The sequence below is a fragment of the Pyrinomonas sp. genome, from assembly GCF_040289685.1.
Lineage (GTDB): Bacteria > Acidobacteriota > Blastocatellia > Pyrinomonadales > Pyrinomonadaceae > Pyrinomonas.
In genome coordinates this window covers 20,179-31,029 of the sequence record NZ_PSLQ01000041.1, presented here as the reverse complement: position 1 = coordinate 31,029, position 10,851 = coordinate 20,179, and the positions used below count along the sequence as shown (strand labels likewise).

Sequence of the window (10,851 nt, the reverse complement as noted above, 5' to 3'; positions counted from 1 at the left end):
GGTCACGCGAAGCGTACCTTGACCTCCAAGGGCGCCCCAAGGTAGCTTCGCTGACCTCCACACCTCTTGGCTGACGGTTGTAAGCTGCATCTGTGGGGACCTCCTTTCCTCGGAGTGGTCCCCACATTTAAGGCAGTCTCACATGTGTCTGTCCGGGTTCATACATCCGAAGCGAAGCCGCCGAGGATGGAACGCAACGCATCCGCAAAAGAATGTCGAAGATGATGAACTTCGCGCTTGCCGCGCGGAGATACTTGGTAAAGGGTGAAATCCGGAAGCGACAGGCAACTCAACGGAGCTTCGCTGTTATAAGCCGTATCAATGCCTATGGCGCTGTTGAAGACGTAGATCCCATGTCGCCCGAGCCGTCCGAGCAACGGCAGCAGCGACGTCGGCGTGTGGCCGAAGACGCAGGTCTTTCCGCGATAATGCTTGAAAAAGTCGGCATCGCGCGACCACAGCAGCGTGCGCGAGTCGGTCTCCCGCGGGTGTTTGCCATGGTCCAGACCGGCATGCACGTAGATCGCGTAATCGTCCTCGTGATAGAGCGGAAGCGAGCGCAAAAATTCTAAGTGGTCCAGCGGCATCTTCTCGCACAACAACCGGCGAGCGTCTTCGACGGCGGAAAGCTTGTGCCCGGTGTATTGCTCGAATGTCCTGTCTGAGCCGATCCCTTTGGCCAACCATGTGGCATCGCCGTGCTCGATGAAGTCGAGCAGCATCTGTTCGTGGTTGCCGCGCAGAGCGACGACGCGGGTCGGCGCTTGACCTTGAAACTCGATGATGTCGCCGATGACGCCGGGCGAATCCTCGCCGCGATCGATCAGATCGCCAAGCAAAACGAGCACATCTCGCTGCGGGTCGCGCGGCAAAGCTTCGAGCAACCAACGCAATTGGCTTCGGCGTCCATGAACGTCGCCGATGACGAAGCTCTTCATCCGACGCTCTCCCGTGCGCGCTGCCGCGATCGCTCGAGGCGCGTGATCAACCGCTCAAAGCGCGGGTCGGCGCGCAGCGGTGCAAGATTCGGGTCGGCGCGAAACCAAAGGAGGTTTTCGTTGCCGAGATCGACGGCGCGCTCGAACCACGCGAAAGCCTCATCCTTTTCGCCTTCGAGCGCGTAGGCCGAAGCCAACCAGTAAGCGACATCGTAATCGGCCTGTGCCGCTTCAAGCACTTCCGCAGTTAAAAGCGCGCGCGCTGTATCGTGCTCGCCTTGCGCGCTCAGAACGATGGCGAACAACGGCTTGATCCCGTGCATCTGCGGATGGCGCGACAGCACCTCGCGCAGCATATCGGCGGCGAGCTTCAACTCACCGCGGTAGTAGTGGACCAGTGCGGCAAAGGTCCGAATCAACGGATGGTCCGGTTCCACGGCGCTCCCCTGCGCCAGTGCCAGCAGCGCGTCGTTGTAGCGCCCTTGATACATGAAGATGCGCGCGCGATTGTACGCGACGACCACCGCCTCAGCCGGATTGAGCTGCAACATGCGGTCGTATTCCCGAAGCGCTTCGTCGTACTCGCCATCCAATCGATGAATCATCGCGCGAACGAAGTGAACGCCGACATCGTTCGGGGCTTCGTGACCGAGGCGTTCGGCCTCGGCGCGCGCCTTCTCTTTTTCGCCGCGCGAAAGGTAGATGAAGATCATATGCATGCGCGCCTCGATCAGACCGGGGTCGAGTTCGAGCGCGCGGATGAAAGCTTCTTCAGCGCGAGCGTAATCCTCTGGATTGCCTGATCCTTTGATGACGCGATTGGCGTAGGCCGAACCGAGTCCGCTGTAGGCGAGCGCGAACTTCGGGTCGAGTTCGATGGCTCGTTCGAAGTGGGCGATGGCGGCGTCGGAATCTTCGCGCGCCAGCGTGTGGTAAATGAAGCGTCCCAAGCGATCGCGCCCTTTGAGATACTCTTCGTAGGCATCGGCGTTCGGCATGGCGCGTTGCAGCAGACCGAGTTGTTCGTCGGTGCTCAACTCAATGCTCAAACGCTCAACGATGCGTTCAGCGATGCGGTCCTGCACGGCGATCACATCGTCTGCGGTCGCATCTATGCGGTCGCTCCAAAGGATCTCGCCCGTCGCCACGTCGAGCAGTTGCGCCGTCACACGAAGCCTTTGACCGGAGCGCAGGAAACCGGCATCGAGCACGGCGTCAACGCTCAGTTCGCGTCCGACCTCGCGCGGATCGCGCGCTTGCCCTTGATACTTGGCGACGAGCGATGAGGGTCGAACGACGAGCGAACGCAAACGCGCCAGTTCGGTGATGACCGCATCGGCGAGCGAAAACTCGTAGAAGCTGACCGATGGATCGTTGCTCAAGTTGCGAAACGGAAGGATGGCGACGCTTTTAACCGCCTCGCTGTGAGCGGCCGCAGTCCGGCCCATCGCGCTCGGCGGCGAGCTTGCCAAGTTCGCCGGTTCTTGCCCGGTCAGACGCTTCCAGAGCCGACGGAGTGTGCCGCCCAAAGACGATTCATCATGGCGCGGCGCAACGAGTCCGTCCACGTTTTCGCCCACCGGGTCGCCAGCGCCGAGTTCGCGCATGACGGCGCGCAAGTCGTCGCGAAATTCGACCATGCTTTGATACCGGTCGCGCGGGTCTTTCGCCAGCGCGCGATCGACGATCTGTTGCAGGCGTGGCGGCACTGGTCCGGTGCGAAACTCCGCGATTGGCCGCGGCGTGTCGTGCAGAACGGCGTAACGCACTTCGACGTTGGTCTTGCCGCGAAACGGCCACGTTCCGGTCAACATTTCGTAAAGCAGCACGCCGGTGGAAAAGATATCGGCGCGATGATCCGAGGGCTGACCGCGCGCCTGCTCCGGTGCGGCGTAAGTCGCTGTGCCGTAGGGGACGCCGACTTCGGTCAAATGCACATCGTGCGCGCTTTGACCGCGTTCGTCGAGCAACTTCGCCAAGCCGAAATCGAGCACTTTGATGCGTCCCGTCTTAGTGACCATGACGTTGCCCGCTTTGATGTCGCGGTGGATGATGCCGTGCGCATGGGCGGCAGCCAGTGCGTCGGCGACTTGGATGGCGATCGATAGCGCGCTCCTTAATTCCAGCGGTCTTCCCGCCACCAGTTCACGCACGTTGCGCCCATCGACGTACTGCATGACGATGAAGTGGGTGCCGTTCAGTTCATGCAAGCCGTAGATGGTGCAGATGTTCGGGTGGTCCAGCGACGAAGCGAGTTGAGCCTCGCGCTCGAAGCGCTTGAGGCTGGCCGCATTGGCCGTCAATTCAGACGCCAGCACCTTGATGACCACGGGTCTGTTGAGGCGCGTGTCGATGGCCTTGTAGACGGTGCCCTGCCCGCCTGAGCCCAGTTTTTCAGTGATCTGATAGTTGAGCAGCTTATGCCCGATCATTGCCGCATTCTTCTCTTCCGTTCCGAGGAGAGAGGAGCGCTGCCTCTTCCGCTTCGGGCGGTTCATCGCGCTGGCAGATCGTCGCGCCTTTTGCGAACCGACGCACGGTCGGCTTCAATCGTGCACCGTTCAACCGCGCGGCGGGTTGCCCCACCCGGAACCGACGTAAACGCCATCCTGCACGATGCACGGCACAGTCGGATCGCCGCCCGAAAACCGCAGCATCTCGGCACGGCGCGCGCGGTCGTTTTGCGCGTCGTACTCGATGAACTCAATCCCCTTGGAATTGTAATACTCTTTCGCCTGTTGGCAATACGGACAACCCGGCTTGGTGTAGATGACCAGCGCCAACGTCTTTCACCTCCTTTCCATCGAAGCATTAAGTTTAGCAGCGCCCAGCGCAGTTTGCACATCGGCGCTCGCGCTTTCGCTGCCATTCATGGTAATTGAAGAGCAGAGATTGTTGTCAAAAAAGGGAGTAGCGCAAGATCGAGCATGGAACATGAAGTGATCATTCTCGGAGCCGGTCCAGCCGGACTCTCAGCCGCTCTCTGGTGCGCCGATCTCGGTCTTGAAGCGGTCGTCTTCGAACGCCGCGGCGAGATCGGCGGCCAACTGCTTTGGGTGAACAATCCCGTGCACAATCACCTTGGCGTGCGCGCGGCGAACGGTCGCGAGTTGCGCGACCTTTTCGCCGCTCACGCAAACCAGTTTCAACTCGATATCCGCACGTCGAGTCCCATCAGCAACATCGAGTTAGCGAGCAAACGCGTCGCGCTTGAAAATGGCGCGACGCATCGCGCGCGTTTCATCATCATCGCAACCGGACTTCGCCGCCGTCGGCTCGGCATTCCGGGCGAGCACGAATTCGAAGGGCGCGGCGTCTTCGCTTCGGCAACGGCTGATCTCGAATCTTTTCGAGGCAAGCGCGTCTGCATCGTCGGCGGCGGCGACGGCGCGGTGGAGAACGCGCTCATGCTCGCGGCAGTGGGCGCGCACGTTACGATCTTGCATCGGCGGTCCAAACTGAGCGCGCGCCGCCAATTCCTCGAACGCCTGCGTCGTGAAAAGAGTGGCATCGAACTGCTCACCGAAGCCGAACCGCGCCGCATCTACGGCAACGACGTAGTCGCCGGATTGGAGATCGAACGTCAAGGTAGACGCCAATCCGTTGAAGCGGATGCCGTCTTGATCCGCATCGGATTCGAGCCGAACTCGGAACTCTTTCGCGCCGCGCTTGACACGGACGCGCGCGGCTACATCCGCGTCAACCGCGAGCTTGAAACGAGCGTCGGCGATGTTTTCGCCGTGGGCGACGTAAGCAATCCGCTCGCCCCGACGGTGAGCAGCGCCGTCGGCGATGGGGCCACAGCGGCAAAGGTGATCGCCTCGCGCGTTCGCGTCTAGCGGCTTTGATCTTCGCCGAGCGCCTCTGGTGCGCGCGCCTAAAAGCTTCGCATCGGGGCTACGACCGGGACGAGCGGCGTCCATTATCTTCCATGCGCGTCCCTTTGTCGGCACAACGCGCGCGCAGTTCGTTTTCCAGTTCTCGCCTGCGCTCTCGCCTTTGCTCTTCCGTGTCGTCTTCGTGAAAGGCTTCAAACAGCGCGTAAGGGGTTTCCGAAACCAAGCGCAACTCCCACGCTTCGACGCCACCGCGCGCACGCCGCGCAAACCACATGGCATCGAGCGCGAACTCGCGCACGGGAACGCTGCCCAAGAGGTCTTCGGTCAAAAGGGCGCGCGTCTCTGGCGTCGCCAAAACTTCGCGCAATTGCCAACCGTGCTTGCGGTAGGTCTCCAACGTCCGCTGAAAAAGTTCCAAACGATCAGCCATGGTTCGAGATTCTCTCGCCGTTTGCCCAATTCGGCAACGGAGGCGACTGCGTTTCGTAACCCGACGATAGCTGTATTGACCTCAGCCCGCGCTCTTCCTATCATGCTGCTCGTGACGGAAGCTGTGAACAAATCCGCTGGTGAACACCGAGGCTCTCGCGCCGATCTTGCCGAGATGGATGCCGCGCCCTTTTATCTCGCCATCGAAAAAGCTCTCGGTCGTCGCGGGTTGAAATTGCGCGAAGGGTGTCCACCTGCCGATCCGGTCGCGCGGCGTGCGTTGGAAGAATACGGCGCGATCTACCTCGCTTGCGAAGAGGTCGCCGTGCCGCCTTGCGTGATCTTCAGCGATGAAGCCGAAGTCGAAGCGTTCCAACGGCATGCCGGATGGCAAACGGAGATGTTCGGCGATGTGCCCGTCACCTTGCAACCAGCAGCGATGGAGGCGCTGCTCAGCGCTCGCGCCGCGCTGCATGAAGAAGGGTTGGAGATCACGCCTCGCGGCGGCATCGAAGCTTCGCGGCGCACATACGCGGACACAGCGCGTCTGTGGCGGTCGCGCGTCGCGCGCGCGCTGCAACACTGGGTCAGCGAAGGTCGCCTCACGCCCGAAGAAGCGGCGCGCATCGAAGCGCTCGCCCTGCACGAACAGGTCGCGTGCGTTCTCGAATGCGAAGCGCGCGGTCTGTTCTTCAGCAAATGTTTCACTAAACCGATCACGCGTTCGGTCGCGCTGCCGGGCGCGTCGCAACATCTGGCGATGCTCGCCTTCGACCTCGCCGAGTTCCAAAACCAGCGCGTGCGAGATACGCTGATGCAGCACGGCTGGTTTCAAACCGTGTTGGAAGATCTGCCTCACTTCACCTTTTTGGGACGCACCGTGGAAGAACTTCCAACTCTCGGATTGACCCCCACCGCCATCGCTGGCCAGACCTTCTGGACGCCGAACTTAAAAGATTTCGATGTAGGAGACTGAGAATGATCATCTGCCAATCTTGCGGAAAAGAGAACGCCGATGGCATGCGCTATTGCGTCCGTTGCGGGACGATGCTGCCGCCGCCGCCGGGATCTTGGAAAACGCCGGAAGAGAAACAAACGGCTTACGGCTCCGTGAACCAAACCACGCTGCCACCGACCTACGATCCGCAAACCGGCACGCCTTACTATGGACAGCCTTCCACGGCGGAGCCAGTCCACCCGGCCATTCCGGCGCTGGTCAGCCTCTTTTTTCCCGGTCTAGGACTGCTCTTCGTCCCAAACAAGCTCGGCTTGGCCGTAGTTATATTCATCGGCTACTGCGTAGCCATATTCCTCTACTCCATCCTCGCTTTTATCCTTTCCTTCATCGGAATAGGCTTATGCATGTTTCTTCTCATCCCACTGGTCAACGTGCTCATCGCGCTGCACTCTTACGACGAAGCGGCCAAGGCATCAAACGGTAAGTTCCAGCCGATTTTGTTCAAGTGAGGGGCGAATGTTCTCGGGTTTAACGGCGAGCCTCTACGATGCGGTCATGGCGGCAGCGGGTCTCTTCTGCCAACAGCTTCCGGACCGTTCGCCGCACCTGTTCGGCTTGCAATCGCCCCTCTGCTGGCGATGCAGCGGCATCACGCTCGGCGCTCCGGCACTGCTCTTCTACCTTCTACGCTGGCGCGCGCTGCCTTCTTTGAAGACGAGCTTTCTTCTCGCTTTGATGCTGCCGCTTGACGTGATCGGTGCGATTTTGGGTTTGTGGCCGGGATCGAACGCAGTGCGTTTCATCACGGGCGCGTTGTGGGGCTTCTTCGGCACGAGCGCAGCGTTTACGATCATCGCGCGGACGTTGTGGCGCACGTCCTCCGGCCAAAGGAGCGCCGAGGTGGACGCCCAATGACTCGCGCCGTACGCTGACCGCTCGTTTCGGCGGGCGCTTCCTCTTCATTCGAAGTAAGCTGGCGAACACATCTGACTCGGTTCAACATCAAATGAGCGTCGCCGGAGAGCCTTTCTTCGGCCGCCCGAACGGTGTTAAACTTCGAATCAACCAATGGTCGGCGCCAGCTAGAACAAGCGCTGCGCTCGCTTTAGTGCGCGCTAACAGAGTTTAACTGCCGCCCTCCTTCATCTTTGGAGAGCGACCCTTGATCCCGGCTAGAGGGTCACACATGGAAGTTCCGCAGGTCGTTGCAGGTAGATTCCGCATCGAAAACGAGATCGGGCGCGGCGGAATGGGTACGGTTTACCGCGCCACGCACATTGAACTGGAACGGCTCGTTGCCATCAAAATCCTGAAGCCGGAATTTTCCACGCAAAAAGAGTTGGCCGACCGCATCTTGCGCGAAGCGCGCACTATGGCCAAGCTCCGTCATCCACGCGCCGCCATGGTCTTTGACGCTGGAAGGCTCGAAGACGGACGCCCGTTCATCGTCATGGAGTACGTCCAAGGCCGCACGCTCGCCGAGACGCTGGCACACGAACATCGCCTTTCGCCGCATCGCGCCATCAACATCGCCATTGAGATTTGCGAGGCTTTGGCTGAAGCCCACGCGCTCGGCATCGTCCATCGCGATCTGAAGCCATCGAACATCATGCTCAGCGCGCGCGGCGCAGTGGTGCTCGATTTCGGCGTCGCCAAAATGATCCAGACGGCGCCGGAAGCGACGCGCACGCACGCGACGACCGAATCGGGCGTGATCATCGGCACGCCGCGCTACATGTCGCCCGAACAGTGTACCGGACTTCCCATCGGCCCAGCCAGCGATCTCTACAGTTTGGGCGTGGTCCTCTACGAGATGCTCGCTGGGCGCCCCCCATTCAACGATCCGCTCCCGTCCGCTGTGTTGGTCAAACAAGCGACCGCGCCACCGCCGCCTTTGCCGCGTTTTTGTCCTTCGGCGCCGCCGGAACTGGTTCGCGTCGTGCATGCGCTTTTGGCCAAGAGCGCCGCTGATCGTCCGCGTTCGGCAGGTGAAGCGAAACGAATGCTTGAAAGATGTCGCCGGCGCGAGGAAGCGGAAGCGACGCCGCCGCCCCTTGCTGCGACCATCGCCTCTCTTGACGCGCGCCCTTCTGCCGCGCGTCTCGGCGTGCTGGTCTCGCTGGTCCTGCTCTTCGGCGCGCTTCTCGTCGGCGCGATGAGTTACCGCATCGCCAAATCAGAAGCAGCGGCACAAGAGCATGAAACGGAACCTTCCATCGGCGTGCCGCTGCCGACGCCGCTTCCATCAACGGCGCTTTCGTCATCCAAATCGCAAGCCGCTGCACGCCGGTCTGTCTCGTTCGACATCTCCGAGCAGAAAGGCAGGCTTATCTTGACCGTCGCGCGAAAGGGGATGCGGGGCGCTTCGACCAAACGGATCGATCTCGGCAGCGCCAGTTGGCGCGAGGCCCACTGGACGGTCGAGCTGAGCGACGTTGACGGCGACGGCGAAGATGAGATCTTGTGCCTCGGCGTGCGAAGCGCACGCCAACGTCGCCTTGTGCTCTATGCCCCGCGCACGGACCGCTCGTACAGCGTCGAGATACGCGCAAGTCAAAGGCGAAACGGCGCGCAGAAGCTCCTCTGGTCGGCGAACTCGGCAGCGCGCGAGGCCGCTCCGTTTCGCGCGGCGTTGCACGAGCGAGCGCGCACGCTGGTGGCGCAGTTTTAATCGGCACTCCATGCTGTCGTTTGGCTCAAAGCGCATTTTGAGCGAAGCGCTTGTTCGCGTCATCTCGTCGTGGGAGCGCGAAAGGGCTGCGCCACTGGCCCAGATGCTCCGTCGAGGCGTGCCGTTTCGTCTCGGAGCTAGTTTGACGGCCCAACTCTGCGCCGTTTCAGTACCGTCGCGCTCATGGAACGAGCGGCCACGCCAACGGAACGAGCAGCATCACGATGAGAAAGACGGCGATGGTCAGGATCGAGCCGACCTTGAGGAAGTCGAAGAATCGGTAGCGCCCCGGCGCATAGACCAACACGCAGGCAGGTTCGAGCGGCGTCAAGAAGGAGCAAGAGGCCGCATAGGTGACGGCGACGGCGAACGTGCGCGGATTCAGGCCCAGCGCGAGCGCCGTCTTCACGGCAACCGGCAGCACCACCAACGCGGCAGCTTGATTCGACATCGGCTGCGTCAAAAAGACCGTCAGCAGGAAGAATCCGGCAAGCACAGCCATACCTCCGTGTTCGCCTACAGCGCGCACGATCATTTTGGCGAGATACTGATCCGTGCCTGTTTTCTCCATCGCCGCGCTGAAACTGATCAATCCGGCGATCAGCACGATCAATCGCCATTCAATCAAATCGTACAACTCTTGCGCGTTGATCGTTCGCGTGGCGAGCAGCACGAACACCCCTGAAAGAACGGCAACGACCAACGGCACGACCTGCGCGACCGAAAGCGCGAGAAAGAGCGCGAAAGCGGCAAGCGCCCACCTCTGTTTTGCCGCGCGCGTGCCGCGTTGAGAAACGTCCTGCAAGATCAGCAGATTGCCGTCAGCGGCGAGATGTTCAACCTCTTCACGCCGGCCTTGCACCAATAGCACATCGCCGAAACGCAGCGGGACATCGCTCATCTTCGCAAGCAGCGAAACGCCGTGACGATTGAGCGCAAGCACCGTCAGCCCGTAGCGCTCGCGAAACTGCAGGCGCTTGAGCGTCCGCCCGATCAACGCCGAGCCACGAAGGATCATGACCTCGAACAATTGCATCTCGCCGTCGCGCAGATCGCGGTCGCTCAGCTTGAAATCCGGCTTGATCTCAATGCCAGCCTCAGTTTTGACGCGCAAGATATCCTCCACACGCCCACGCACGAGAAGCAGGTCGCCGGCTTGGATCTTCTCTGTGGAATGCGGCGCAAGGCGCTTCCCCGCGTCGCGCAAGACGCCGATCACCGTTAGATCGAGCGCATCGCTTAAGTCCGCGTCCACCACGCTCTTCCCGACCAGAGGAGAGTTCGGCAAGACGATCACCTCCGAAACGTATTCGCGGATGTGATAGCGCTCGGTCAGCGAACGCGCTGCGCTCCCGCACGCCGGGAGCAACCGGAGCCCGATCAAGAGCATATATGCCAAGCCGACCCCGACGATCGCCAAGCCCACCGGCGTCAGTTCGAACATCGAGTACGGAGCAAGTCCATATCGCGGCAAAGCCGCGCTCACCGCGAGGTTGGTCGAAGTTCCGATGAGCGTCGTCGTGCCGCCGAGGATGGCGCCGAACGCGAGCGGCATCAGCAGTTTCGACGGCTGAATGCGCGCTCTTTCGGCGATCCCCATGACGACCGGCAACAACATCGCCGTCGTCGTCGTGTTCTTCATCACCGACGCGGAAGCGGCGGCGACGATCATAACGAGCGCCGTCAGGCGAAACTCGCTGTTGCCGGCCAGACGATGCAATCGGCGCCCGATGGCCTCGACGATGCCCGTTTTGACCAAGCCGCCCGTCAGCACAAACAAAGAGGCGATGGTGATGACGACATCATGACCGAATCCTGCGAGCGCTTCGCTCACTGTCAACGTCCCCGTCAAGATGAGCGCGAGCACGAGCAGCAAGCTCACGATATCCACGGGGATGCGCTCGGTGGCAAAGAGCACGAGCGCAACCAACAAGAGAATGAGCACGGTGGCGATTTGCGGCGTCATGTCTTCGGCTCAGTCGGCTTTGAAGCTGCAAGACCGCAAGATACTCAACG

10 protein-coding genes are annotated in these 10,851 nt (G+C 61.1%); 5 read left to right on the top strand and 5 right to left on the bottom strand.

Annotated features, from left to right (window positions below; genetic code table 11):
- Nucleotides 1–158 precede the first annotated feature (158 nt).
- The 3 genes from C4334_RS09840 to C4334_RS09830 all read right to left on the bottom strand — a co-directional run bounded on the left by C4334_RS09840 (nt 159) and on the right by C4334_RS09830 (nt 3,721).
- Nucleotides 159–938 (bottom strand): metallophosphoesterase, encoded by a 780-nt coding sequence (locus C4334_RS09840; protein ID WP_352431916.1) that lies wholly within the window; start codon nt 936–938, stop codon nt 159–161.
- Nucleotides 935–3,370, bottom strand: coding sequence for a protein kinase domain-containing protein (locus C4334_RS09835; RefSeq protein ID WP_352431915.1), 2,436 nt, complete (start codon nt 3,368–3,370; stop codon nt 935–937). The genes C4334_RS09840 and C4334_RS09835 overlap by 4 nt, the downstream gene beginning before the upstream one ends.
- Nucleotides 3,371–3,499: 129 nt before the next feature.
- Complete coding sequence (locus C4334_RS09830) at nt 3,500–3,721, bottom strand: Uxx-star family glutaredoxin-like (seleno)protein (protein ID WP_352431914.1); 222 nt, start codon at nt 3,719–3,721, stop codon at nt 3,500–3,502.
- A 144-nt stretch (nt 3,722–3,865) separates the two neighbouring features.
- Between C4334_RS09830 and C4334_RS09825 the strand changes: the two genes are divergently transcribed.
- Nucleotides 3,866–4,777 (top strand): NAD(P)/FAD-dependent oxidoreductase, encoded by a 912-nt coding sequence (locus C4334_RS09825; RefSeq protein ID WP_352431913.1) that lies wholly within the window; start codon nt 3,866–3,868, stop codon nt 4,775–4,777.
- 58 nt (nt 4,778–4,835) lie between these two features.
- Here C4334_RS09825 and C4334_RS09820 read toward each other — a convergent pair whose 3' ends face one another.
- Nucleotides 4,836–5,207, bottom strand: a complete 372-nt coding sequence (locus C4334_RS09820; protein ID WP_352431912.1) for a hypothetical protein — start codon at nt 5,205–5,207, stop codon at nt 4,836–4,838.
- Nucleotides 5,208–5,381: 174 nt separating this feature from the next.
- On the opposite strand from C4334_RS09820, the gene C4334_RS09815 reads away from it, so the two are divergent.
- The 4 genes from C4334_RS09815 (at nt 5,382) to C4334_RS09800 (ending at nt 8,835) form a co-directional block, all read left to right on the top strand.
- Nucleotides 5,382–6,182, top strand: a complete 801-nt coding sequence (locus C4334_RS09815; RefSeq protein ID WP_352431911.1) for a hypothetical protein — start codon at nt 5,382–5,384, stop codon at nt 6,180–6,182.
- 2 nt (nt 6,183–6,184) lie between these two features.
- Nucleotides 6,185–6,673, top strand: a complete 489-nt coding sequence (locus C4334_RS09810) for a zinc-ribbon domain-containing protein (protein ID WP_352431910.1) — start codon at nt 6,185–6,187, stop codon at nt 6,671–6,673.
- 7 nt (nt 6,674–6,680) lie between these two features.
- A complete protein-coding gene (locus C4334_RS09805) occupies nt 6,681–7,079 on the top strand; it encodes a DUF2085 domain-containing protein (RefSeq protein WP_352431909.1) in 399 nt (132 codons plus the stop codon).
- A gap of 271 nt (nt 7,080–7,350) precedes the next feature.
- Nucleotides 7,351–8,835, top strand: a complete 1,485-nt coding sequence (locus tag C4334_RS09800; RefSeq protein ID WP_352431908.1) for a serine/threonine-protein kinase — start codon at nt 7,351–7,353, stop codon at nt 8,833–8,835.
- A 181-nt stretch (nt 8,836–9,016) separates the two neighbouring features.
- Here the strand turns inward: C4334_RS09800 and C4334_RS09795 are convergent, their stop codons facing one another.
- A complete protein-coding gene (locus C4334_RS09795) occupies nt 9,017–10,801 on the bottom strand; it encodes an SLC13 family permease (protein WP_352431907.1) in 1,785 nt (594 codons plus the stop codon).
- Nucleotides 10,802–10,851: the final 50 nt, after the last annotated feature.